At 68.8% G+C, this 22,814-nt stretch carries 23 protein-coding genes and 1 riboswitch; of the genes, 10 read left to right on the forward strand and 13 right to left on the reverse strand.

Annotated features, from left to right (window positions below; translation table 11 throughout):
• The first annotated feature begins 94 nt into the window (after positions 1–94).
• From FNH24_RS30840 to FNH24_RS30850, 3 genes are all read left to right on the forward strand, one after another.
• Positions 95–1,393, forward strand: coding sequence for an ABC transporter substrate-binding protein (locus FNH24_RS30840; RefSeq protein ID WP_152366086.1), 1,299 nt, complete (start codon positions 95–97; stop codon positions 1,391–1,393).
• 843 nt (positions 1,394–2,236) lie between these two features.
• On the forward strand, positions 2,237–4,108 hold the full coding sequence (gene typA / locus FNH24_RS30845) for a translational GTPase TypA (RefSeq protein WP_152366087.1): 1,872 nt from the start codon (positions 2,237–2,239) through the stop codon (positions 4,106–4,108).
• A 150-nt stretch (positions 4,109–4,258) separates the two neighbouring features.
• Complete coding sequence (locus FNH24_RS30850) at positions 4,259–5,026, forward strand: L,D-transpeptidase family protein (RefSeq protein WP_152366088.1); 768 nt, start codon at positions 4,259–4,261, stop codon at positions 5,024–5,026.
• Between the two features lie 81 nt (positions 5,027–5,107).
• On the opposite strand, the gene FNH24_RS30855 is transcribed toward FNH24_RS30850, so the two are convergent.
• The 3 genes from FNH24_RS30855 to FNH24_RS30865 form a co-directional block, all read right to left on the reverse strand.
• Positions 5,108–5,635: a hypothetical protein gene (locus tag FNH24_RS30855; protein WP_152366089.1), complete on the reverse strand. Its 528-nt coding sequence runs from the start codon at positions 5,633–5,635 to the stop codon at positions 5,108–5,110.
• A 2-nt stretch (positions 5,636–5,637) separates the two neighbouring features.
• A complete protein-coding gene (locus tag FNH24_RS30860; protein WP_281351118.1) occupies positions 5,638–6,105 on the reverse strand; it encodes a helix-turn-helix domain-containing protein in 468 nt (155 codons plus the stop codon).
• Positions 6,106–6,168: 63 nt separating this feature from the next.
• Entirely contained in the window at positions 6,169–7,374 is a 1,206-nt protein-coding gene (locus FNH24_RS30865) for an FAD-dependent monooxygenase (RefSeq protein ID WP_217428645.1), read from the reverse strand.
• A 152-nt stretch (positions 7,375–7,526) separates the two neighbouring features.
• Between FNH24_RS30865 and FNH24_RS30870 the strand changes: the two genes are divergently transcribed.
• Entirely contained in the window at positions 7,527–8,984 is a 1,458-nt protein-coding gene (locus FNH24_RS30870; RefSeq protein WP_152366091.1) for an APC family permease, read from the forward strand.
• A 395-nt stretch (positions 8,985–9,379) separates the two neighbouring features.
• Here the strand turns inward: FNH24_RS30870 and FNH24_RS30875 are convergent, their stop codons facing one another.
• The 6 genes from FNH24_RS30875 to FNH24_RS30900 form a co-directional block, all read right to left on the reverse strand.
• The gene (locus FNH24_RS30875) at positions 9,380–11,890 is read right to left on the reverse strand and encodes a glycoside hydrolase family 65 protein (RefSeq protein WP_152366092.1); all 2,511 of its coding nucleotides are present in this window, start codon (positions 11,888–11,890) and stop codon (positions 9,380–9,382) included.
• A complete protein-coding gene (locus tag FNH24_RS30880) occupies positions 11,887–12,642 on the reverse strand; it encodes an HAD family hydrolase (RefSeq protein ID WP_152366093.1) in 756 nt (251 codons plus the stop codon). The genes FNH24_RS30875 and FNH24_RS30880 overlap by 4 nt, the downstream gene beginning before the upstream one ends.
• Before the next feature lie 4 nt (positions 12,643–12,646).
• Complete coding sequence (locus tag FNH24_RS30885) at positions 12,647–13,669, reverse strand: asparaginase (RefSeq protein ID WP_246187158.1); 1,023 nt, start codon at positions 13,667–13,669, stop codon at positions 12,647–12,649.
• Positions 13,670–13,719: 50 nt separating this feature from the next.
• On the reverse strand, positions 13,720–14,691 hold the full coding sequence (gene ygfZ / locus FNH24_RS30890; RefSeq protein ID WP_343031917.1) for a CAF17-like 4Fe-4S cluster assembly/insertion protein YgfZ: 972 nt from the start codon (positions 14,689–14,691) through the stop codon (positions 13,720–13,722).
• Between the two features lie 117 nt (positions 14,692–14,808).
• A complete protein-coding gene (locus FNH24_RS30895; RefSeq protein ID WP_152366095.1) occupies positions 14,809–15,303 on the reverse strand; it encodes a heme-binding beta-barrel domain-containing protein in 495 nt (164 codons plus the stop codon).
• Positions 15,304–15,306: 3 nt separating this feature from the next.
• Entirely contained in the window at positions 15,307–15,513 is a 207-nt protein-coding gene (locus tag FNH24_RS30900) for a hypothetical protein (RefSeq protein ID WP_152366096.1), read from the reverse strand.
• Between the two features lie 73 nt (positions 15,514–15,586).
• Between FNH24_RS30900 and FNH24_RS30905 the strand changes: the two genes are divergently transcribed.
• Positions 15,587–16,618, forward strand: a complete 1,032-nt coding sequence (locus tag FNH24_RS30905; RefSeq protein WP_152366097.1) for a ketopantoate reductase family protein — start codon at positions 15,587–15,589, stop codon at positions 16,616–16,618.
• On the opposite strand, the gene FNH24_RS30910 is transcribed toward FNH24_RS30905, so the two are convergent.
• On the reverse strand, positions 16,612–16,974 hold the full coding sequence (locus FNH24_RS30910) for a DsrE family protein (RefSeq protein ID WP_152366098.1): 363 nt from the start codon (positions 16,972–16,974) through the stop codon (positions 16,612–16,614). The two genes, FNH24_RS30905 and FNH24_RS30910, sit on opposite strands and share 7 nt — an antisense overlap.
• 67 nt (positions 16,975–17,041) lie before the next feature.
• Here FNH24_RS30910 and dtd point away from each other — a divergent pair, with 67 nt between their 5' ends.
• From dtd to FNH24_RS30935, 5 genes are all read left to right on the forward strand, one after another.
• A complete protein-coding gene (dtd, locus tag FNH24_RS30915) occupies positions 17,042–17,473 on the forward strand; it encodes a D-aminoacyl-tRNA deacylase (RefSeq protein WP_152366099.1) in 432 nt (143 codons plus the stop codon).
• Positions 17,474–17,592: 119 nt separating this feature from the next.
• A riboswitch (FMN riboswitch) is annotated at positions 17,593–17,722 on the forward strand.
• A 144-nt stretch (positions 17,723–17,866) separates the two neighbouring features.
• Entirely contained in the window at positions 17,867–18,484 is a 618-nt protein-coding gene (locus tag FNH24_RS30920; RefSeq protein ID WP_152366200.1) for a riboflavin synthase, read from the forward strand.
• Positions 18,481–19,743, forward strand: a complete 1,263-nt coding sequence (gene ribA, locus FNH24_RS30925) for a GTP cyclohydrolase II (protein ID WP_175047934.1) — start codon at positions 18,481–18,483, stop codon at positions 19,741–19,743. The genes FNH24_RS30920 and ribA overlap by 4 nt, the downstream gene beginning before the upstream one ends.
• Positions 19,740–20,204, forward strand: coding sequence for a 6,7-dimethyl-8-ribityllumazine synthase (gene ribH / locus FNH24_RS30930; RefSeq protein WP_152366100.1), 465 nt, complete (start codon positions 19,740–19,742; stop codon positions 20,202–20,204). The genes ribA and ribH overlap by 4 nt, the downstream gene beginning before the upstream one ends.
• 99 nt (positions 20,205–20,303) lie before the next feature.
• Positions 20,304–20,840: a hypothetical protein gene (locus FNH24_RS30935; RefSeq protein ID WP_152366101.1), complete on the forward strand. Its 537-nt coding sequence runs from the start codon at positions 20,304–20,306 to the stop codon at positions 20,838–20,840.
• A 118-nt stretch (positions 20,841–20,958) separates the two neighbouring features.
• Here FNH24_RS30935 and FNH24_RS30940 read toward each other — a convergent pair whose 3' ends face one another.
• The 3 genes from FNH24_RS30940 to FNH24_RS31670 all read right to left on the reverse strand — a co-directional run bounded on the left by FNH24_RS30940 (position 20,959) and on the right by FNH24_RS31670 (position 22,738).
• Positions 20,959–21,261 carry a DUF1416 domain-containing protein gene (locus FNH24_RS30940; protein WP_152366102.1) on the reverse strand — a complete coding sequence of 101 codons (303 nt, stop codon included), beginning with the start codon at positions 21,259–21,261 and terminating at the stop codon, positions 20,959–20,961.
• A gap of 25 nt (positions 21,262–21,286) precedes the next feature.
• A complete protein-coding gene (locus FNH24_RS30945; protein WP_152366103.1) occupies positions 21,287–22,147 on the reverse strand; it encodes a sulfurtransferase in 861 nt (286 codons plus the stop codon).
• A 336-nt stretch (positions 22,148–22,483) separates the two neighbouring features.
• Entirely contained in the window at positions 22,484–22,738 is a 255-nt protein-coding gene (locus tag FNH24_RS31670) for a MoaD/ThiS family protein (RefSeq protein WP_161606405.1), read from the reverse strand.
• Positions 22,739–22,814 lie beyond the last annotated feature (76 nt).

Here is a 22,814-nt window from a genome sequence, read left to right on the forward strand (position 1 = left end):
GGGTGTTGACGGGGGTGGGTGGGGTTGTTACGTTGACGCGAGAAACCGCTTTCTGTCGTACCTCACCTCGTTCTCCTCGACCCGGAGTTGTGTCATGTCGCCTGCCCTGTCCTCGCCGCGCCGGCTGCTCGCGCTGGCCGTCGTCCTCGTCGTCGCGCTGGCCGGGACCGGCTGTGGCCGGAACAGCGCCGGGCCGGCGGAGGACGGCACGACCACGTTGCGCTTCGCCTGGTGGGGCAACGAGAAGCGGGCGGCGGCGACGGAGCAGGCGCTGCGCGCCTTCGAGGCGGCCAACCCGGGGATCAAGGTCATCGGCGAGTCGACCGAGTTCAGCGCGTACTTCGACAAGCTGGCCACCGGCGTCGCCGCCGGCGACGCCCCGGACGTGTTCACCCTCGGCGGCGCCTATCCGGCCGAATACGCCGGCCGCGGGGCCCTGCTCGACCTCGGCACCGTCTCGGGCAGCCTCGACCTGGCGGCGCTGGACGAGTCGGCGCGGCAGAACGGGCAGGTGCAGGGCATCCAGTACGGGGTCTCGACCGGTGCCAACGCGCTGGCGATCGTCGCCAACCCGGCCGTCTTCAAGGCCGCCGGGGTCGACCTGCCGGACGACACGACCTGGACCTGGGACGACTACGCCGCCCTCGCGACCAAGATCACCGAGAACAGCCCCAAGGGCAGCTACGGCACCGCGACCCCGCTCACCCACGACTCGCTGGACGCCTACGCCCGGCAGCGGGGCGAGTCCCTCTACACGGCCGACGGCAAGCTCGGCCTGACCGAACAGACGGTGAACTCCTTCTTCGACTTCTCGCTCCGGTTGATGAAGCAACAGGCCGCCCCGCCGGCCTCGATCACGGTCGAGGAGGAGGGCGCGAGCACCGAGCAGACCCTGATGGGCCGCGGCCAGGCCGGGATGATGCTGGCCTGGAGCAACTCGATCGCGACGCTCAGCACCGCCACCGGCAGCGAGCTGAAGCTGCTCCGGCTGCCCGGCGAGACGCCGACCCCCGGCATCTGGCTGCAGTCCTCGCAGTACTACGCGATCTCGGCCAAGACCAAGCAGGCCGACGCCGCCGCGAAGCTGATCGACTTCCTGGTCGGCGACGAGCAGGCCGGCACGGTGCTGCTGACCGACCGCGGCGTCCCGGCCAATCCGAAGATCCGGGCCGCGATCGCGCCGCAACTGGAGCCGGCCGGCCAGGCCGAGGTCAGCTACATCGACGGCATCGGCAAGATCGACTTCGCGCCCACCTTCATCGGCCCGGTCGGCTCGACCAAGGTGGCCGAGATCACCACCCGGGTCAGCACCGACGTCCTGTTCGAGCGGATCACCCCGGCCGAGGCCGCGAAGCAGTGGCTCACCGAGAGCCAGTCAGCGATCGCCGGGTGACGGGGACCGTCGTCGGCGCACGGACGTCGACCGGAGTCGAGAAACGCGCCGGTCGCGCGTAGCCGTGGTTGCGCGGAAGTCGACACAGGTAGAGATGTTCGCGGTCGCAGGGCGGTTCGGAGCGCGGAACTCGCCACAGGTAGAGAAATGTGCGGTCGCGGAGGCGGTGGGCGTACGGAAATCGACCGGAGTCGGGAAACGCACGGTCGCCGAGGCAGTAGGCGTACAGAAGTCGACCGGGGTCGAGAAACCGCGCGGTCGCGGACGCTGAGAAACGCGCCGGTCACGCGCGGCCGTGGCGTGGGCGGAAGGCGACACCGATAGAGAGGCGCACGGTCGCGAAGCAGCGGGCATGCGGAAGTCGACCGAGGTGGAACTGCTCGCGGCCGTAGGAGCCGGTGGCTGTGCGAAGCCGCCCGGCGGAGGGTCGCCGGTTGGAGGGAGACTCCGTTGGCCGTCGTCCTTGATCCGTGACACCTTCGCCCCACCTTCTTCGCCTTTGCCCCACCTGTTGATGGGGCAAAGCGCGAGTACCTGGGGCGAAGACGCGTTCAGTAGGAGGATTCGGGGCGGGGCCACTACCAGGAAGATCGCGGGAGGCACCCGGCCTGGCCCGTTTGGCCCGACTTGGCTCGTCTGCCCGCCCCTGTCCGGTCTGCCCGCCCCTGTCCGGTCTGCCCGCCCTGTCCGGTCTGTCCGCCCGACGCGCCCTACCCGACCAACCTGGGTCGGTCCACGAGCTTCATGAACTCAACTGAGGGCTCTCGCTGGTTTCGTTCCGTTCGAGAGGAACGGTTAGACTCACCGCGCCTTTCCTCCATCCTTTTACGGAAGTAGTCACGCATGCCGCTCCGTCACGATCGCCGCAACGTCGCGATCGTCGCCCACGTCGATCATGGCAAGACCACCCTGGTCGACGCCATGCTCTGGCAGTCGGGCGTCTTCCGCGCGAACCAGGACGTGGAGAGCCGCGTGATGGATTCGATGGCCCTGGAGCGGGAGAAGGGCATCACCATCCTGGCCAAGAACACGGCGGTCGAGCACCGGACGCCGGCCGGTGAGGATGTCGTGATCAACATCATCGACACTCCCGGTCACGCCGACTTCGGCGGCGAGGTGGAGCGCGGCCTGGAGATGGTCGACGGGGTGCTGCTGCTGGTCGACGCGTCCGAGGGTCCGCTGCCGCAGACCAGGTTCGTGCTGCGCAAGGCGTTGGCCAAGAAGTTGCCGATCATCCTGGTGATCAACAAGGTGGACCGGCCCGACGCCCGGATCGCCGAGGTCGTCGAGGAGACGTACGAACTCTTCCTGGATCTGCTCGACGACAGCGACACCAACGTGCTCGACTTCCCGGTGATCTACGCCAGCGCCCGCGCCGGCCGGGCCTCGCTGACCGCACCGGAGAACGGCGGGATGCCGGACAGCGAAAACCTCGCCCCGCTGTTCGCGACGATCATCGACCGGATCCCCGCCCCGAGCTACGTCGAGGGCGCCCCGCTGCAGGCCCACGTGACCAACCTGGACGCCTCGCCGTACCTGGGCCGGCTGGCGCTGTGCCGGATCGTCGCCGGCGAGCTGAAGCGCGGCCAGAGCGTCGCCTGGTGCCGCTCCGACGGCACCATCCGCAACGTCCGGCTGTCCGAGTTGTTGATCACCAAGGCCCTCGAGCGGGTGCCGGCCGACAGCGCCGGCCCGGGCGACATCGTCGCCATCGGTGGGATCGAGGAGATCACCATCGGCGAGACGCTGGCCGATCCGGAGGACCCGCGGCCGCTGCCGTTGATCACCGTCGACGAGCCGAGCATCTCGATGACCATCGGCATCAACACCTCGCCGCTGGCCGGCCGCTCCGGCAAGAATCTCACCGCCCGGCTGGTCAAGGCCCGGCTGGACACCGAGCTGGTCGGCAACGTGTCGATCCGGGTCTTCCCGACCGAGCGGCCGGACACCTGGGAGGTCCAGGGCCGGGGCGAGCTGCAGTTGGCGATCTTGGTCGAGATGATGCGCCGGGAGAATTTCGAGCTGACCGTCGGCAAGCCGCAGGTCGTCACCCGCCAGATCGACGGCAAGCTGCACGAGCCGGTCGAACGGCTGACCATCGACGTGCCGGACGACTTCGTCGGCGTCGTCACCCAGCTGCTCGGGCTGCGGCGCGGCCGGCTGGAGCAGATGATCAACCACGGCACCGGCTGGGTGCGGATGGAATACCTCGTCCCGGCCCGTGGCCTGATCGGCTTCCGGACCGAGTTCCTGACCGAGACCCGCGGCACCGGCCTGATGCACCACGTCTTCGAGGGCTACGAGCCCTGGGCCGGCGAGTTGCGGACCCGGCCGTCCGGATCACTGGTGGCGGACCGGTCCGGCGCGGTCACCGCGTACGCCCTGTTCAGCCTGCAGGAGCGGGGCACCATGTTCGTCGGGCCCACCGTCGAGGTCTACGAGGGCATGATCGTCGGCGAGAACGCCCGCAGCGAGGACATGGACGTCAACCCGACCCGGGAGAAGAAGCTGACCAACGTCCGCTCCGCCACCGGTGACGAGCTGGAGCGACTGGTGCCGGCGAAGCTGATGGGCCTGGAGCAGGCGCTCGAGTTCTGCCGCGAGGACGAGTGCATCGAGGTCACCCCGGCCGCGGTCCGGATCCGGAAGGTGATCTTGTCCGCCGGTGAGCGGGCCAGGAGCCGCACCCGCGCACGCCCTGTTACTCAACCGTGACCGCTGTTCGCCTGAGAACGGTTCGCCAGCCGGCTGAGAATGGTTCAGGATTACCTAGCACGCAAGTGCCTTCAAAGTTGATGCAACCAACGGTCCTTCCCCACCGTAGTTGACGTACGGGCACATTGCTCCGCGGGACAGGGGGAAGACATGTTGAAGAAGTTGAGTCGCGTGATCGTGGGGATCGTCGCGGCTACGGCGCTCGGGATCGGGGTCTCCGCAGCGCCGGCGTTGGTGGCACCCTCACTGGTGACACCGGCCGCGGCGGCGACCTCGTACGTCGCCACCAAGTACGCCTCGCCCAAGTACGGCGAGCGGTCGAAGGACGTCACCGCGCTGCAGTTGCGCCTGGTCAAGGCGAAGGTCCTGGCCAAGAAGTACGTCACCGGCTACTACGCCACGAAGACCAAGGCGGCGGTCAAGAAGTTCCAGAAGAAGGTCCATTACAAGCAGACCGGCAAGGTGGACAAGAAGACCTGGAAGAAGCTGGTCCAGAAGACCGGCAAGATCGCGATCAAGAAGGCCAAGAAGGTCAGCAAGAAGCTCGATCGCCGCTGCAAGGCCAAGGGTGACGTGATCTGCGCCGACAAGACGCGGCACAAGCTCTACTACCTGAAGAGCGGCAAGATCATGAAGACCCTGGACGCCCGCTTCGGCTGCTCCTCGAGCAAGACCCGGGAAGGCCGGTTCTCCGTTCTGCGCAAGAAGAAGCACGTGATCTCGAACCTCTACGGTTCGGCGATGCCGTACTCCATGTTCTTCAGCGGCGGCCAGGCCGTGCACTACTCCTCGGACTTCAAGGCCCGCGGCTACAACGGCTGCAGCCACGGCTGCATCAACATCCGGGACAAGAAGGGCCTGATCTGGGTCTACAACCGAGTAGAGGTCGGCGACCCGGTGATCGTCTACCGCAGCTGACCCACCCCAAAACCCCGAGTTGTCAGACTCTCACCACGCTATAGCGTGGTCTGCTTCTGACAACTCGGGGTTGTTGGGGTTTCAGGCGGACGGCTTCTTGGTGGTGGACTTCTTGGCGGTACGGGGAGCGGCGGGGGTGGGGGTGGACTTGCCGGCCACCGACTCGCGCAGCTTGGTGACACCGTCCTGCAGGCGCTCCAGGACCGGGTCGAGCTGACCCGCGGCGTCACCGAGGGCGCCTTCGACACCGACCTTGCCGCGACCGGCCAGTTCGGCGTAGGCGGCGCCGGCCTTGGCCCGACCGGCATCGGCGTACTCACCGACCTTGACCAGCTGCTGCTTGGTGAATTCCGGCATGGTCCGGATTAGCTCCGGCAGCGACTTGCCGCCGAGCTCGCCGGTGGCCTCCGAGACCCGCTCGCCGGAGTAGCTGCGCAGCGCGGTGATCCGGTCGGTGACCAGCTGCCGGGACTCGTTCGCGACGGTCCGCAGCCGGTCGGCGACGACCTCGGTCAGTCCGGCGACCGCGTACAGCGGGGCCAGGTCGGAGGAGACCGCGGACTTCCGGGTCTGCTCGGTGATGCGCTTGCGCTTGGTGGTTTGGGCCATGATCATTTCTCCTTGGGTTCGTGGTCCGCTGGTTCTTCCTGGGCCTGCGCGTTTTCCTTCACGAAGGACGCGTAGACGTCGAGCAGCACCCGCTTCTGCCGCTCGTTGAGCGCCGAATCGGTGCGCACCGCGGTCTCGACGTCGAAGCTCTTCAGCTCGTTCTCGTCGAGGATCCCGGCGCGGACGTACAAGCTCTCGGCGGAGACCCGCAACGCCTTGGCGAGTTGCTGCAGCACCTCGGCCGACGGCTTGCGGAGCCCGCGTTCGATCTGACTCAGGTACGGGTTCGACACCCCGGCCTTGGCCGCGAGCTGCCGCAGTGACATCTCGGCCGTCCGCCGTTGTCCGGCGATGAACTCACCGAGCGAATCGATCCGATCGGCGAACGGGGGGCGCTTGCTGTCCATGGCATCCATAGTGCTTGCAATTGCAAGCAGATGCAAACTCCGAGCTTGCGTGATGCTGGTCACGCCTGATCCCGGCCCGCGCAGGGGGCCGAAGTCGACCCCGGTCGAGAAACGCACCCAGCAGGGTCAGGTCTGGTCGGGTGACCAGTCCAGGACGCGGGCGCCGGCCTCGACCACCAGCCGGGTCGGGATCAGCCTGAGTACGGCGTTGCGGAGGAACTGCGGCAGGCCGCGGCCCAGGTCGGCGCCGAGCCGGCCGGTCTGCAGCGACCGCCGGGCGATCAGCCGGCCGCGCGGCCGGCGGACCTCGTCGTAGGCGGCGATCGCCGCCGCCAGCGAACCGCCGGCGGCGACCGGGACGCCGATCAGCGCGCCGACGCCGGCACCGTCCTCCAGGGACAGGTTGGCGCCCTGGCCCATCGTCGGCACCAGCGCGTGCGCCGCGTCGCCGGCCAGTACGGCTCGGCCGACCCGGTAGCTGGGGGCGCCGCCGGGCAGGTGGATCACGTCGTGCCGGAGCAGCCGCCCGGCCTCGGTCGCGGCAATGATCTCCCGGACGCCCGGGGACCAGCCGGCGAAGTGCGTCTGCGCCGCAGCGAGTTCGTCGTCGAACCGGGTCTGGGCCGGGGCGACGAAGTAGCCGTACCAATAGACCTCGCCGGCTCCGATCCGGACCGCGCCGAACTCCGTGTGCGGGCCCCACAGCTGGACGAACTCGTCGCCGACCAGCCCCGACCCGGTCGCACCGGCGTCGTTGATCACCGCGCGCCAGCAGGTCTTGCCGCTGTAGGCGATCTCCACGCCCGGCAGCAGCCGGTCCCTGACCTTGCTGCCGACGCCGTCGGCGATCACCACCAGATCGGCCTCCGCCTGCTGCCGTTCGCCCGCGGCGTCGGCCCAGTGCACCGTGGCCCGGGCACCGTCCGGATCACCCGGCGCGACGTCGATCACGGTGCTGCCGAGCAGCACCGCGGCGCGATCCGGATCCCGCCGGACTTCCTGCTCCAGCAAGGAAAGCAGCCGAGCCCGGTGCACCCCGACGACCCGATTGGTCGCGGCGAACCGCGGATCGTCGGCCGGCTGGCGCATCAGCCAGCGGCCGCGATGATCTTGCTGCCCGGTGATCGCTACCGGGTGCCCGGCCGCCCGGACCGCGTCGGCAAGCCCCAGCCAGGTCAGCGCGGCCAGCCCGTTCCGGCTGATCGCGAGTCCGGCCCCGATCTCGGCCAGCACCGGCTGCCGCTCGGCCACGGTCACCCGCCAGCCGGCCCGGAGCAGGGCGACGGCCGCGGCCAGGCCGGCGATCCCGCCGCCGGCCACGAATGCCTCCACAGGCCCTCCTGCGCTCGATCGGACCCCCACGGTACGGGGCCGCGGTCCGGCGCGGTCTCTTGTGCCCCGACCACGCCATCGGCCAGAGTAGGGAGACTTGCAGCCCCGCGGGGCTGCGCAGGGTGGAGACTCAAGGTGGAGGAGCGATCGAGATGGCGGACCCGACGACATCCCCGGCCCAGACCCCCGAGGGTCAGCCCGAACTGAAGCGGGTGATCGGGCCGAAGCTGTTGCTGCTGTTCATCGTCGGCGACATCCTCGGCACCGGGATCTACGCGGTCACCGGCAACGTGGCCAAGGAGGTCGGCGGCCTGGTCTGGGCGCCGTTCCTGGTGGCCTTCCTCGTCGCCACGATCACCGCCTTCTCCTATCTGGAGTTGGTCACCAAGTATCCGCAGGCGGCCGGCGCGGCGCTCTACACGCACAAGGCGTTCGGCCTGCACTTCGCCACCTTCCTGGTGGCGTTCACCGTGATGTGTTCCGGCATCACCTCGGCCTCGACAGCCGCCCGCGCCTTCGCCGCCAACCTGGAGGCGATGGTCAACGTCTTCCGCGAGACGGCCGCGCTGGAGCCGATCGACGCCAGCAGCGGCATGATCACCTTCCTGGCGATCTGCTTCATGGCGCTGATCCTGTTGATCAATCTGCGCGGGGTCGCCGAGGGTGTTTACACCAACATCGTGCTCACCTGCATCGAGCTGTCCGGCCTGGTGCTCGTGATCTTGATCGGCCTGTTCGCGCTCGGCCAGGGCAAGGCCGACTTCTCCCGGGTGGTGATGTTCGAGGACCCGAAGGACAAGGGGATCTTCCTCGCCGTCACGGCCGGCACCACGCTCGCCTTCTTCGCCATGGTGGGCTTCGAGGACTCGGTCAACATGGCCGAGGAGACGAAGAACCCGTCCGAGATCTTCCCCAAGATCCTGCTCACCGGCCTGTCGATCACCGGCGTGATCTACGTGCTGGTCTCGATCAGCGCGGTCGCGATCGTGCCGATCGGCGAACTGACCCAGGGCGACACGCCACTGCTGCTCGTGGTCCAGCAGGGCGCTCCGGGCCTGCCGTTCGACAAGATCTTCCCGTTGATCAGCATGTTCGCCGTCGCCAACTCCGCCTTGATCAACATGATGATGGCCAGCCGGCTGCTCTACGGCATGGCCAACCAGCGGGTGCTGCCGCCGATCTTCGGCCGGGTGTTGCCCGGTCGCCGTACGCCGTGGGTGTCGATCCTGGTCACCACCGCCATCTCGATCGGCCTGATCACCTTCGTCGGCGGCATCAGCGACCTCGGCGGCACCACCGCCCTGCTGCTGCTCGCGGTCTTCACGGTCGTCAACATCGCCTGTCTGGTGCTGCGACGCCCGCGCGGCAGCGTTTCGCACAAGCACTTCCGGGCCCCGACCGTGCTCCCGATCCTCGGCGCCCTGTTCTGCGCCTTCCTGGTCGGCCCGTGGACCGGCCGCAACCCGGCCCAGTACGGAATCGCCGGCGTCCTGATCGCCATCGGCATCGTCCTCTGGGCGATCACCTGGTTCATCAACCGCGCCATCTACGCCCGAAAGACCTACCTGAAGGACCCCGAAGCCCTCGACACCGACGGCCCCCAGAACTAGCCCCGCCGGTAGTTCGGAGCCGGCGCCGGCTGAGCGCTCGGTAATTCTGGAGACGGGCCACGCGACCGCAGTCGGCGCGCGCGACCGCTGCAAGGGTCGCGCGGGCCGGTAGCGGTCGCGGGGCGGTGGATCCGCATCGCGGTGCTGACCCGGGCTTGTTCCGTTCCCTGAGCCTGTCGAAGGGCAGGCCAGATTGTGCCGCTACGCCGGGTTCCGGCCTGACAGCCGGGGGAAAGACAAAAACGCATCAAGCACGGGCTGGATTCGCGGTCGGTGGGAATCGCGGCCGGGCGTCGGTCGGGAGCACGCCGACGCGACTGCTATCGGCGCGCGCGAACGCTGCAATCGTCGCGCGGGCTGGTAGCGGTCGCGGCGAGGCCGCCTGACCCTGGGGGTCAGTGCGGGAGGGAGTTGGCGGGTTCGGGGCGGGGCGGGGTGGTGGCGGCCGGGACGGTGGCGGTGATCAGGGTGCCGTCGGGGCGCTTCTCACCGGTACGCAGGCGGGGGTTCTCGGTCAGCCGAGGGCCCTGGCCATCGAGCGGGACCGACACCGGGCCGGTCCGGTCGACCAAGATCGTCTTGCCCCGGACCACGACGTCGGCGTGCTCCCCCTCTTCGACGGAGAACGTCATTCGATCATGGTCGAGCTCGACCCGGAGCCGGGTGCCGCGGACGGTCACCCGGAAGGTCAGCGAGGTCCAGTCGTCGGGCAGTCGCGGGTCGAAGGTGATCGTCCCGTTGTAGTCCCGCATGCCGCCGAACCCGTAGATCAACGCCGCCCAGACGCCGCCGGTGGAGGCGACGTGCACTCCGTCGGTGGTGTTGCCGTGCAGGTCGGCAAGGTCTACGTACAAGGCATTGTGGAAGTAGCGCAACGCCAGCTCGTGATAGCCGACCTCGGCCGCGATGATCGACTGCACCACCCCGGACAGGGTCGAGTCGCCGGTGGTGATCGGGTCGTAGTAGTCGAAGTCGGCCCGCTTCTGCTCCAGCGTGAAATGATCACCCTGCAGGAACAGGGCGAGCACCACGTCGGCCTGCTTCAGCACCTGGAAGCGATAGATCACCAGCGGGTGGTAGTGCAGCAGCAGCGGCCGCTTGTCCTTCGGCGTGTGTTCCAGATCCCACACCTCGCGGTCCAGGAAATGCGCGTCCTGCGGGTGGATCCCGATCACCGGGTCGTACGGAATCGCCATCGCGGTGGCGGCTTCCTCCCAGTCGTCCGCCTCGGTCGGATCAAGATCGCAGCGCAGCATCAGCCGGCGGTACGCCTGCTCGTCGGTGGCCGCCAACTGACGGACCACTTCGGCGGCCTTGCGCAGGTTGAACCGGGCCATCACGTTGGTGAACAGGTTGTCGTTGACCACCGTGGTGTATTCGTCCGGGCCGGTGACGCCGTGGATGTGGAACGTCTTGAACCCGTTCTCCCGCCAGAAGCCCAGGTCGTAGAACATCCGGGCCGTCTCGACCAGGATGTCGACGCCCTCCCGGCGCAGGAAGTCCTCGTCGCCGGAGGCCGCCACGTACTTGCACAGGGCGTACGAGATGTCGGCGTCGATGTGATACTGCGCCGTCCCGGCCGCGTAGTAGGCCGAGGCCTCCTCCCCGTTGATCGTCCGCCACGGGTAGAGCGCGCCGCGCTGGGCCAGTTCCTTCGATCGCCGCCGGGCCGCGTCCAGCATGTTGAACCGGAACCGCAGGTTGCTCCGCGCCGCCCACGGGTTGGTGTAGGTGAGGAACGGCATCACGTAGATCTCGGTGTCCCAGAAGTAGTGACCGCCGTAGCCGGAGCCGGTCATCCCCTTCGCCGGCACCCCCGACTGCTCGGAGCGGGCGGTCGCCTGGGCGATCTGGAACAGGTTCCAGCGGATCGCCTGCTGCAGCGCCGGAAATCCGGGCAGCTCGACATCGGACCGCTTCCAGAAGTCGTCCAGCCAGGCTCGCTGATCGTCCAGCTGGGTCTCGACGCCGTGCTCCTTGACCCGGTCCAGCGTCCGCCGGCAGCGGTCGACCAACTCGCGGACCGGCACCCCCCGGGAGGTGTGGTACGCGACGATCTTGGTCACCTTGATCGGCACGCCCGGCTCGGCGTCGATCCGGAACACCATCTTGCCGGTGTCCTCGTCGGCGTGGATCAGCTCCTCGGTCTCGCACTCGGTGTCGATCACGTGATCGGTGCCGGTGGCCAGGGTCATGCCGGAGTTGGCACAGCGGTAACCGAGGATGATCCGCCGGTCGCCACACCAGTGCGACTGCGGCAGCAGCACCCGCTCGTCGAACTCCGAGGCCCGGCGCGGATCGACGCCCTCGCCCATCGCCGCGGCGCGGACGTGATACTCGTCCTTGCCGTCCTGGCGGTTGAGTGTCTGGGACGAGATCACCACCGGCGCGGCCTGGTCCAGCAGCGTGATCTCGATCGTCATGATCGCCAGATGCCGCTGGGTGAAGGACACCATCCGGGTCGACTCGACCCGGACCCGTTTCCCCGCCGGGGTGCGCCAGATGACGCTGCGGCGCAGCACGCCGTCGCGGAAGTCCAGGGTGCGCTGATAGTGCTCGAGATCGGCGACCGAGAGCAGCAGCGGCTCGTCGTCGACGTAGAGCTTCATCACCTTGTTGTCGGGCGCGTTGACGATGGTCTGCCCGACCCGGGCGAAGCCGAACGCCTCCTCGGCATGCCGGATCGGCCAGGTCTCGTGGAACCCGTTGATGAAGGTGCCGTGGGCGTGGGCGTCGCGGCCCTCCTCAACGTTGCCGCGCAACCCGAGGTAGCCGTTGCCGACTGCGAACAGCGTCTCGGTCAGGCCGAGATCGTGGACGCTGTAGGCGTTCTCGGTGAGCGCCCACTCGTCCACGCCGAATCGAGTCCGGTCCAACGGATCGGACTCACTGAAGTGCTTGATCATTCCTTGACTAGCTCCGCAAGATCCGCGACCACCAGATCGGCTCCGGCCGCGTGCAGACGCTCCGGACCGACCCCGCGGTCTACCCCGATCACGAGTCCGAATCCCCCGGCGCATCCGGCCTGGACGCCCGAGATGGCGTCCTCGATCACGATACTGCGATTGACCGGTGCGCCGAGTCGACGCGCCGCGAATTCGAACGTGTCGGGCGCCGGTTTCCCCGGCAGCCCCTCGGCCGCCGCGACCGTGCCGTCGACGACCAGCGAGAACCGGTCGGCCAGCCCGGCCGCGTCGAGCACGGCGGCCGCGTTCTTGGAGGAGGAGACCACGGCCAGCGCGGGGGCGCCGTCGCGCAGCTCGTCCAGCAACTCGAGCGACCCGGCGTAGGGCTGCACGCCATCGGTGGCCAGGACGGCCGCGAACAGGTCGTTCTTCCGGTTACCGAGCCCGCAGACCGTCTCGGCCTCCGGCGAATCGTCCGGTGTCCCCTCCGGCAGGTCGATGCCGCGGGACTTCAGGAACGACCGCACGCCCTCGTAGCGCGGCTTCCCGTCGACATAGTCGAAATAGTCGTTGTCGGTGTACGGCTCCGCCACGCCGCGACCGGCCAGGAACTCCGAGAACATCCGCTCCCACGCGCGCATGTGCACCTCGGCGGTCGGCGTCAGCACGCCGTCGAGGTCGAAGAGCACGGCCGCATAGCCGTGGAGGTCGACGCCAGGCGGGTGGTGGCCTGCGGAAACGGGGGAACTCACCGCGCTAGCGTAACGACTCCGGCGAACGGTGTCCCACGGCCGGGAAGACGGCGCCTCGGGGTGTCCAGTCCTTGGGCAGGACGGCGCGGATCTCGCCGACCGGAGCGCCGTGGCCGAGGACCGCGGGCCGGGCCTGCTGGCGTACGGTCTCGTGGTCGAAGCCGAGCCGGAGCAGCAGCTCGGCCAGCAGCACCGGCCGGGCCCGCTGCGACCCGTCGTTGATCTTGATCGCGATCCCCCGGCCGTCCGGCAGGCCGGCGGCATAGACCGCCTCGGCACCGCTCTTGGCGACCAGGCCGGGGACCGCCTGGTGCAGCGCATACTCGTCCCGGTGAGTGCCGGAGACCCATTGCGGATGAGCACGGATCGCCTCGGCCACCCGAGCCTCCGGTGATCTTCCGGTCGCCCCGGCGATCCGGCCGAACGCGCGGGCCAGCCCGGTCAGCGTGACGGCGACCAACGGCGCACCGCAGCCGTCGATGGCAACGGCCGCGGGCCGATCTCCGGTCAGGTCGGCAATGGCGGCCAGAATCCCTTGCTGTACGGGATGTCCAGGGTCGAGGTAGTCCTCGATCGGCCAGTCGTTGATCATGGCCGTGGTGATCATGCCGGCGTGCTTGCCGGAGCAGTTCATGGTGATCGGCCGTTGGGTGCGACCGGCCACGATCTCGGCCAGCCGGGCCTCGTCGTCGATCGGCCAGTCGGGCGGGGTCTGCAGTGCGTCCTCGGTCAGCCGGGAGCGGGCCAGCATCGCCCGTACGCCATCGACGTGGAACGGCTCGCCGGTATGGGAGCCGCAGGTCAGTGCCAGCAGCTCACCGGTCAGGTCGAGCCCGAGCCGGACCATGCCCACCGCCTGCAGCGGCTTGGACGCGCTGCGCGGGAAGAACGGCGACGCCACGTCGCCGAGGCCGGCGACCAACGACCCGTCGGGCGCGGTGATCGCGATCCGGCCGTGGTGGACGCTCTCCACGAAGCCGCTGCGGACCACCTCGACAACGACCGGATCCGACCCGAGTGAACTCACCAGGCCGAGGGTAGTGGCCGGGCGCCTCGGATCTCGGCACCGGCCCCGCGTCAGAGCCGGGCGCGGACGTGCAGGCCGACCTCGGGATCCACCAGGGCCTCCTGGCTCGCGGCGATCTCGACCTCGCCGCCGACGATCAGCGCGGCATCGATCGGCACGTTGCGCTTGACCAGGCCGAGCGCGATCGGGCCGAGCTCGTGGTGCCGGGCCGAACTGCCGGCGAAACCGACCTGGCGGCCGTCCAGCAGCAGCGGGTCACCGGTTGCGGGCAGCTCGTTGACGCTGCCGTCGAGGTGCAGCAGTGCGAGCCGGCGCGGCGGCCGGCCCAGCGTATGCACCCGGGCCACCGTCTCCTGGCCGCGGTAACAGCCCTTGTCCAGGTGCACCGCGACCCCGAGCAGACCGAGCTCGTTCGGGATCGCCCGCTGGTCGGTGTCCAGGCCGAACCGCGGCACGCCGGCCGCGATCCGCCGGGCCTCGTACGCCCACATCCCGGCCCGGTCACGGTCGGCCAGCAGCGCGGGCACCGCCTCCCGGGCCAGGAACAACTCGCGTCCGCCGAGCGAGTCCTCGCCGGCCCGGGTCGCGACCGCCGGGGCAGCCGGCAACTCGAGCGCCGCCGGGGCCCAGACCAGGCCGAACTCGGCCGACCGGTCGGCCACCTCGACCCGCATCATGAACCGCATCCGGTCCAGCCACTCGGCCGCGGCCGCGCCCGCGCCGGGCTCGGTGTGCGCCCAGAAGGTGGTGCCGTCGTCGACGCCGTAGAGAACGTGCTCGAGGTGTCCCTGCGGATCCAGCACCAGCGTCGTGGTGCCGACTCCGGCAGCCAGGTGTTCCAGATGCTGGGTGGTCAGCGAGTGCAGCCAGGTCAGCCGGTCCGGACCGGTGATCGTGACGACGTCGCGGTGCGACAGGTCGACCAGGGCCGAGCCCTGCTCCAACTGCCGCTGCTCCCGCATCGGGTCGCCGTAATGCCAGACCGCACCCTGATCCGGACCTTCCGTCACCTCAACGCTCACCGGTCCAGCGTATGCCCGGCCTCGTCGAGCCGGAACATCGTCTTGATCACCCCTCCGACTTGTCAGAACTGAGTTGTGCCATAGGGCTTCTCATTTCTGACAACTCGGCGGGTTGGGTCAGGCTCGGCGGAGGCGGGCCCAGATGTGGTTCTGCAGTTCGTGGCCGTTCGCGGCCTTGTCGAAGGTCCAGAGCAGCTCGCCGTCGACGTTGCCGTACAGGCGCTGGCCGGCCGTGTACTCCTCCGCGGTGGCGGTGCGGACGACGGCGTCGGTGGTGAGCTCGACCTTGGCTCCGGTGATCTTGCCGTACCAGACCTCGGCGTAACCGGTCGGATGGCAGAGGACGACCTCGAGTGTGCCGTCGCCTTGCGGCCGCCAGAAGCCGGTCTCCATGCCCAGCGGGCGGATCGCCCGGCCGTCCTCGCCGACCTCGAAGGTCTGCGACAGGTAGTGCAGGTAGTTGTCGCCGTTGTGGGCGAAGTCGACCTGCTGGCCGAAGTCGAAGTCCGCGGTGTCGGGATAGCTCCCCTTTCCGGAGCCCTCCCAACGACCGATCATCCAGGCAAGCCCGACCAGGTCGGGGTGCAAACCAGCCGGAATCTCAAAGGCCATTGATCATTTCCCGTCGTTCGTTCGAGGTCGCCGGACGATCTTCACCGTCGGGGATTCGATGAACTCGGTGTCCATCACGTCCTGATCTGGTTCGGTGCGTGGTGTTCGCGCACTGTTGATCACCAACATCGCCAGATAGGCCAGCGCCGCGAGGCCGAAGGCCGCGAATCCCCCGATCAACAGCGTCACAAAGACGGAGGTGATCGTCATGGCGGTCAGTCTAGTGTCCCGACCTCCGGCATTGCGGGACCCTCGAATCGGCTGGTGGAATAGTATTTCCGCCATGAGGCGCTACATCATCATCGGGGCCGGAGCGATCGGCGGCGCGGTCGGCGGCCGGCTGGCGCAGGCCGGGTTTGCCACGGTCCTGGTCGCTCGCGGCGATCATCTTGCCGCACTCCGCGCGACCGGCCTCCGGATGCGTACGCCGGAGGAGGCCGTCACCTTGCCGGTGACGGCGATCGGCTCCGCTGCGGAGCTCGAGCTGACCCCGGACGACGTGCTGGTGCTGACGACCAAGACGCACCAGGCCCAGGCGGCACTCGTCGACTGGGTCGACCGTCCGGTGCTGTCCGACGGCAAGGAGCTCGGCACCGCCGGCGAGTTGCTGCCGATGCTGACCGCGTTGAACGGGGTGGCCAGCGAACGGATCGCGTTGCGCTACTTCCGTCGGGTGTACGGGGTGTGCGTCTGGCTGCCGGCCGTCCATCTGGTCCCGGGTGAGGTGATCGCGCGCGCGGTCCCGTACACCGGACTGTTGCATCTGAGCCGGGTCCCGGCCACCAGCGCCGGGCCGGATGATCATGAACTGCTGGCGTCGATCAAGGCCGACTGGGAGCAGGCACACCTGAAGGTGCCGCTGCCGGAGGACGTGATGCCGTGGAAGTATCGCAAGCTGATCGGCAACCTAGGCAACATCTTCCAGGCCTTGGTCGCCGGCAACGGTGATCATCGCCGGCTGGTCGCGGCCGCCGGCGCCGAGGCGCGGTCCGTGCTCGCGGCGGCCAAGATCACCGTCACCTCCGACGAGGACGAGGCCGCCACCCGGGCCGATGGATTCACCGTCCGCCCGGTGCCCGGTGAGCCGGAACAACTGGGCGGTTCGACCTGGCAGTCGCTGGCCCGGGCCACCGGCTCGATCGAGACGGACTACCTGAACGGCGAGATCGCCCGGATCGCCCATGGGCACGGGCTGACCGCCCCGATCAACGCCAAGATGGCCACCCTGGCTCGCGCGGCCGCCCGTTCGGGCCAGCGGCCCGGCGCGATCAGCGCCGACGAATTGGCCCGTGACCTGGGGATCGAGGCTCAGTAGACCAGCGCCTGCACGCCGTCGGCGAGCACGGATTCGACGAACACGGCGGCGCCGGCGATCTTGATCCCGGCCAGAAGTTGATCTTGGGTCAGCTCACGCCGGGCGGCGCACTGACTGCAGACCACGATGCTGCCACCGGTGCGTACGGTCTCAACCAGGTCGGCCACCGCGGTCGCGTGCGGCAGTTCGAGGTCGGGCTGCCTCCCCGCCGCAGCGAACCAGGCCGCCTCGCCGGTCAGCCAGACCGTGACCTCGGCACCGGCGGCGAGGCCCATCGCGGCCACCGTCCAGCCCTGATTGGCACGCTCGGCAGCCTCGGCACCGCAGGTGATCTTGACGACCAGTGATCGGGACATGGTGACTCCTCACTCAGGAAACCTGACCTTAGTCTCTCCGGAACTACCCGAGCACTAGGCTGCGCTGATGCGCGCGGTGGTCCAACGAGTGATGTCGGCTCGGGTCGAGGTCGACGGAGAGGTGGTCGGGGCGATCGACCGGCCCGGGTTGTTGATCTTGGTCGGCGCCACCCATGAGGACACGGCGACGATCGGCGCCGGGCTGGCCGACAAGATCTGGAACCTGCGCATCCTGGCGGACGAACGATCGGCGGCCCAGGAGGGTGCGCCGTTGCTGGTGGTCAGTCAGTTCACCCTGTACGCCGACGTACGCAAGGGTCGGCGACCGTCCTGGAGCGCCGCCGCTCCCCGCGAGGTGAGCGAGCCGCTGGTCGACGCCTTCGTCGAATCCCTGCGCACGCTCGGCGCCGAGGTGGCGACCGGTCGCTTCGGCGCGACGATGGCCGTCTCGTCGATCAACGACGGACCGATGACGATCATCGTCGACACCGCCGGCTGATCCCGGATCCACCAGTCCCGAAGCCTCTGTCTGGTTGGTCACATCGGGTGCCCGGCAGCCGGACGCCGGGCGGTGCCGGCAGATCCCTGTGCCACACTGGATGACGACAAGCAAGGCACGACGTGCTCCGGGGTCGGTGAAATTCCGAGCCGGCGGTGACAGTCCGCGACCCGCTCCAGTTCGCTGGAACGGTTGATCTGGTGAAACTCCAGAACCGACGGTTAAAGTCCGGATGGGAGGCAGCACGCGGGCCGCGGCATTGGTGTCGGCGTTGCCACGCGCAGCGTCGGCCCCGGTTGCGCGGTCCTGTCCTGCGTCGGCGTGATCATGGTCGCGCCGGCGTTCAGCCATCCCCCGGATCCCGCCCTGCCGCGGAAGCACCGGAGGGGATGGATGTTCACCGGAATCATCGAGGAGCACGGCGCGGCCGTGCGGCTGATCGAGCTGGACGGCGCGGCCCAGCTGAGGATTCGTGCGACCAGGGTCCTCGGCGACCTGAAGCCGGGCGACTCGGTCGCCGTCAACGGCGTCTGCCTGACCGTGATCGAACTGCACTCCGACGGGTTCACCGTCGACGTGATGCCGGAGACGTTGCGCCGGACCACGCTCGGCGCGGTGCGGCCGGAGCAGGGACTGAACCTGGAGCGGGCGGTCGTCGCCGGCGGCCGACTGGACGGCCACATCGTCCAGGGCCACGTCGATGGGGTCGGTGTGATCGAGTCGCGTACGCCCGGCTCCCGCTGGGACGACATCGTGATCACGCTGCCGCCGGAGCTCGCCCGCTACGTGGCCGAGAAGGGCTCGATCGCGGTGGACGGAGTGTCGCTGACCGTGACCGAGGTCGGTGATGATCGATTCGGCGTGTCGCTGATCCCGATGACCTTGGACGTGACCACCCTGGGCAAGCTCGAGCCCGCGGTGCAGGTCAATCTCGAGGTGGATGTGATCGCCAAGTACGTCGAGCGACTGCTGGCCACGTCCGGCAGCGAACGGGAGCGGGTCGGATCATGATCAACTCCATCGAGGAAGCCCTGCAGGCATTGCGGGACGGCCGGCCCGTGCTGGCCGCCGACTCTCCCGACCGGGAGAACGAGGTTGACGTGATCTTGGCCGCCGACCGGGCCACCCCGGCCTGGCTGGCCTGGACGATCCGGCACTCCTCCGGTTTCGTCTGCGCTCCGATGCCGGCCGTCCGGGCCGACGCCCTGCGATTGCCGCTGATGGTGCCGCGATCGGAGGATCCGCGCCGGACCGCGTACACGATCACCGTCGACGCTGCCACGGGCATCACCACCGGCATCTCGGCGGCGGACCGGGCCCGGACCCTCCGGGTGCTGGCCGACCCGACCGCCGGGGCGACCGACCTGATCCGGCCCGGACACGTGCTGCCGTTGCGTTCCGTGCCCGGCGGCGTCCTGGCCCGCGCCGGTCACACCGAGGCCGCGACCGACCTGGTCCGGCTCGCCGGCACCGGTGAGGTCGCCGGCATCGCCGAAATGGCCGGGGACGACGGCGAGATGATGCGGCTGGCCGATGCCGAGGAGATCGCCGCGCGCTACGACGTGCCGGTGATCACGATCACCGATCTGATCGACTGGCGCCGACGGCACGATCCCGATCATCAGGATTCCCAGTCGCTGTTGGTCTCCAGCGAGGAGTCGGTGCTGCCGACCGAGTTCGGCGAGTTCGCCGTCCGGGCCTTCCGCGATCCAGCGACCGGGGCCGATCATCTGGCCCTGATCTCGGCCACCCCGCCCACCGGGACCCCGCTGGTCCGGGTCCACTCCGAATGCCTGACCGGTGACGGCTTCGGCTCGCTGCGTTGCGACTGCGGCCCGCAGCTCCGGGCCGCGCTCCGGGCCGTCGCGGCAGAGGGCGGCATGATCATCTATCTCCGCGGCCATGAGGGACGCGGGATCGGGTTGCTGGACAAGATCAACGCCTACCGGCTGCAGGACGGCGGCCGGGACACCGTCGACGCCAACCTTGATCTCGGCCTCCCCGCGGATGCCCGCGATTTTCGTGCCGGGGCAAGGATCCTGGGCCTGCTCGGCGTCTCCGCAGTACGACTGCTGACCAACAACCCGGACAAGATCACCGCGCTGACCGAGGCCGGCATCGCCGTGACCGAGGCGGTGCCGCTGCACGCCGGCGAAGGCCGGCACAACGTCCGCTATCTGACCACCAAGCGGGACCGGCTCGGCCACCGCTTCGACACCCTCGCGGACACCCCGTTCGCAGACGACCGACCGACGGGAACGACCACATGAGCGGCGAAGGCGCACCACGACTGGAGATCGACGGCAGCGGGCTGCGGATCGTGGTGATCGCGGCGAGCTGGCACCAGCAGGTGATGGACGGCCTCCTCGCCGGCGCCAAGGCCGCCCTGGAGCGATCCGGCGCGACCATCGAGGTGATCCGCGTCCCCGGCTCCTTCGAGCTACCGGTCGCCGCCACCCGCGCTGCCGCCGCCGGCGCCGACGCGGTGGTCGCCCTCGGTGTGGTGATCCGCGGCGGAACCCCGCACTTCGACTACGTCTGCCAGGCCGCGACCACCGGCCTGACCGAGGTCAGTGTCCGTACCGGCATCCCGGTCGGCTTCGGCGTCCTCACCTGCGACAACGAGCAACAGGCCCTGGACCGAGCCGGCCTACCCGGCTCGATCGAGGACAAGGGCCGCGAAGCCGCCGAAGCCGCCCTTGCCACCGTCCGCGCCCTCGCCGCCCTCTAGCCGACCCGCCGCCGAGTTGTCAGAACTGAGTTGTGTCCTGGCACAACTCAGTTCTGACAACTCGGCGTGGTGGGGCGGTGACGGTGGCACGCTGACGAAATGAAGGACATCGAACTGGTACGCCTCGCAGAGTTGCTGGGAATGCGCAATCTGATTGACGAGCGGATCGGCCGATTGATCGACCGGCCGATGACCTCCGGTCATGCCGGGGAGTGGATCGCGGCCCGCATCTTCGACATAGATCTCAACGAGAACGCCGCCGCCAAGGCCATCGATGGCCAGTTCCGTTCGGAAGCGCTGGCGAACAAGAGTGTCAACATCAAGTGGTACCTCAAGCGTGACGGCATCCTCGACCTGAGCGAGCCGGCGACGCCCGACTACTACCTCGTCCTGACCGGGCCGAAGATGACTGCCCGTGACGAGCGGACCGTGAGGCCTTGGCGCATCGATTCGGTCTATCTGTTCGAGTCGCAGCAACTCCTCAGCGAGCTACGCGCCCGAGGCGCAAAGATCGGAGTGGCCTCCGGCGTTCGTGAGGCACAGTGGCACCAGGCCGAGATCTATCCCACCGCCACGAACAGCACCTTGGTGGTGACCGGCGAGCAACGACGGCTGCTGACCCTGTTCGGCGGCTGACACCGACCTAGGGCCGGCAGGCTCGCTGCCGGTGCAACCGCCTCAGAAACGACGCCGAGACGTCACTTATGCTCCGACACGCCGAAAAAGTGCGTGCATAAGTGACGTCTCGGCGGTTTTAGGCGGCTTCCAGGTCTACGTCGATTTCGGCTACGGTGCCGCGGGCGGCGACGACCGGGCGGTCGGCCTTGGCACCGGGGGCCAGGGTGCGTAGGGTCCAGTTGCCGTCGCCGGCGAAGAACCGGAAGTGGCCGGTTGCCGAGGTGGGAACCTCAGCGGTGAACTCGCCGCCCGAGTCGAGCAGGCGCACGTACGCACCCGGCACCGGGGTGCCGCCGCGCAGCACCCGGCCCTGGATCACGGCCTCCTTGGTCACGTCGACACCGGCCAGCTCGAGCCCGCCCTTGGTCGCACCGCACATGATCAAACTCCTTTTCGTCGACTGTTCAGGCCTGGCCGGGCTCGTCGCCCACGGCCACCGGTACGCCGACGAGCGAACCGTACTCGGTCCACGAGCCGTCGTAGTTCTTCACGTTCTGCTGCCCCAGCAGCTCGTGCAGCACGAACCAGGTGTGCGCGCTGCGCTCGCCGATCCGGCAGTAGGCGATGATGTCCTTGTCCAGATCGAGGCCGGCCTCGGTGTAGATCTCGGTCAGCTCTTCCGGCTTCTTGAAGGTGCCGTCGTCGTTCGCCGCCTTGCTCCACGGCACGTTGGCCGCGGTCGGGATGTGACCGCCGCGCTGCGACTGCTCCTGCGGCAGGTGCGCCGGGGCCAGCAGCCGGCCGGCGTACTCGTCGGGGCTGCGGACGTCGATCAGGCCCTTCACGCCGATGGCGGAGACGACCTCGTCCCGGAACGCCCGGATCTCGAGGTTCGGCTCCTGCGCGGTGTAGCTGGTGGCCTCGCGGGCCGGCACCTCGGCCGTCAGCTCCCGCGCATCCAGCTCCCACTTCTTGCGGCCGCCGTCGAGCAGCTTCACGTCGGTGTGGCCGTACAGCTTGAAGTACCAGTACGCGTACGCGGCGAACCAGTTGTTGTTGCCGCCGTACAGCACCACCGTGTGGTCGTTGCCGATGCCCCGCTCGGACAGCAGCTTCTCGAACTGCTCCTTGCTGACGAAGTCGCGGCGGACCGGATCCTGCAGGTCGGTCTTCCAGTCCAGCTTGATCGCACCGGCGATGTGGCCACCGTCGTAGGCCGTGGTGTCCTCGTCGACCTCGACCAGGACGACGTTCGCGTCGTCGGCGTGGGCGGCGACCCAGTCGGCGTCGACGAGAGCGTCGACCGCAGCTTGCGTGTTGCTCATGGTTGGCTTCTCCTGAGTTTCGGATGGATGGCATGAGTGGTCCCATGGCGCGGATGTGCCTAGGGGTGGGCCGTTGCCGGCTGAATGAGAAATGCTGGGTTCAGCGGGCGGAGGCGGGGCACTGCCCCGGACACAACGACGACCGCATCCGGCAATGATCGACCGCGAGCCGCCGGGTCAGCATGGACCCCAGTCGATTCGTGGTCATGCCGTCACTGTACGGGCGGGTCTCGAGGCCATCCCGTACCGTCTCGAATATTGACCAAGCTGACCGATAATTGAGATGTCGATCCGGATGCCGCCGATCCGCGAGGATCTGACCGAATTACGGGACGCTCAGCCTCCGGCGAAGGGCGGCAGCAACTCCACCTCGACCACCCCGACCACCGGCCGGTCGAGATCGGCGTCGTGCGCGGCGTGACCGTCGATCAGGATCGAACAGGCGCCGATCACCCGGTCGAACGACGGGTCGTTCCGGTGCCGGCCGACCTCCGCCAGAGCCTCCCGCGGGGTCGCCGCCTCGACCTCCTCCGTCGCCGTACCGGCCACCGCCTTCGCCCCGGCCCAGTAGCGGATCCGTACCGTCGTCATCAGGTCAGTGTGCTCCATCCGGATCGGGAAACCGTTCACCCGCCGAGGTCCGGAATTTGGGATTGCCGTCACCGAC

The organism is Microlunatus speluncae (assembly GCF_009299835.1).
Classification (GTDB): domain Bacteria; phylum Actinomycetota; class Actinomycetes; order Propionibacteriales; family Propionibacteriaceae; genus Microlunatus; species Microlunatus speluncae.

Excerpts from the sequence above, each read along its gene's own strand:
- FNH24_RS30935 (WP_152366101.1), top strand. The coding sequence starts at position 20,304 with ATGAAGGACATCGAACTGGTACGCCTCGCAGAGTTGCTGGGAATGCGC.
- FNH24_RS30895 (WP_152366095.1), bottom strand. The coding sequence starts at position 15,303 with ATGGCCTTTGAGATTCCGGCTGGTTTGCACCCCGACCTGGTCGGGCTT.
- FNH24_RS31670 (WP_161606405.1), bottom strand. The coding sequence starts at position 22,738 with ATGACGACGGTACGGATCCGCTACTGGGCCGGGGCGAAGGCGGTGGCC.
- typA (WP_152366087.1), top strand. The coding sequence starts at position 2,237 with ATGCCGCTCCGTCACGATCGCCGCAACGTCGCGATCGTCGCCCACGTC.
- ribH (WP_152366100.1), top strand. The coding sequence starts at position 19,740 with ATGAGCGGCGAAGGCGCACCACGACTGGAGATCGACGGCAGCGGGCTG.
- FNH24_RS30900 (WP_152366096.1), bottom strand. The coding sequence starts at position 15,513 with ATGACGATCACCTCCGTCTTTGTGACGCTGTTGATCGGGGGATTCGCG.
- FNH24_RS30920 (WP_152366200.1), top strand. The coding sequence starts at position 17,867 with ATGTTCACCGGAATCATCGAGGAGCACGGCGCGGCCGTGCGGCTGATC.
- FNH24_RS30910 (WP_152366098.1), bottom strand. The coding sequence starts at position 16,974 with ATGTCCCGATCACTGGTCGTCAAGATCACCTGCGGTGCCGAGGCTGCC.
- FNH24_RS30855 (WP_152366089.1), bottom strand. The coding sequence starts at position 5,635 with ATGGCCCAAACCACCAAGCGCAAGCGCATCACCGAGCAGACCCGGAAG.
- FNH24_RS30850 (WP_152366088.1), top strand. The coding sequence starts at position 4,259 with ATGTTGAAGAAGTTGAGTCGCGTGATCGTGGGGATCGTCGCGGCTACG.
- FNH24_RS30875 (WP_152366092.1), bottom strand. The coding sequence starts at position 11,890 with ATGATCAAGCACTTCAGTGAGTCCGATCCGTTGGACCGGACTCGATTC.
- FNH24_RS30945 (WP_152366103.1), bottom strand. The coding sequence starts at position 22,147 with ATGAGCAACACGCAAGCTGCGGTCGACGCTCTCGTCGACGCCGACTGG.
- FNH24_RS30840 (WP_152366086.1), top strand. The coding sequence starts at position 95 with ATGTCGCCTGCCCTGTCCTCGCCGCGCCGGCTGCTCGCGCTGGCCGTC.
- ribA (WP_175047934.1), top strand. The coding sequence starts at position 18,481 with ATGATCAACTCCATCGAGGAAGCCCTGCAGGCATTGCGGGACGGCCGG.
- FNH24_RS30870 (WP_152366091.1), top strand. The coding sequence starts at position 7,527 with ATGGCGGACCCGACGACATCCCCGGCCCAGACCCCCGAGGGTCAGCCC.
- FNH24_RS30940 (WP_152366102.1), bottom strand. The coding sequence starts at position 21,261 with ATGTGCGGTGCGACCAAGGGCGGGCTCGAGCTGGCCGGTGTCGACGTG.
- FNH24_RS30905 (WP_152366097.1), top strand. The coding sequence starts at position 15,587 with ATGAGGCGCTACATCATCATCGGGGCCGGAGCGATCGGCGGCGCGGTC.
- dtd (WP_152366099.1), top strand. The coding sequence starts at position 17,042 with ATGCGCGCGGTGGTCCAACGAGTGATGTCGGCTCGGGTCGAGGTCGAC.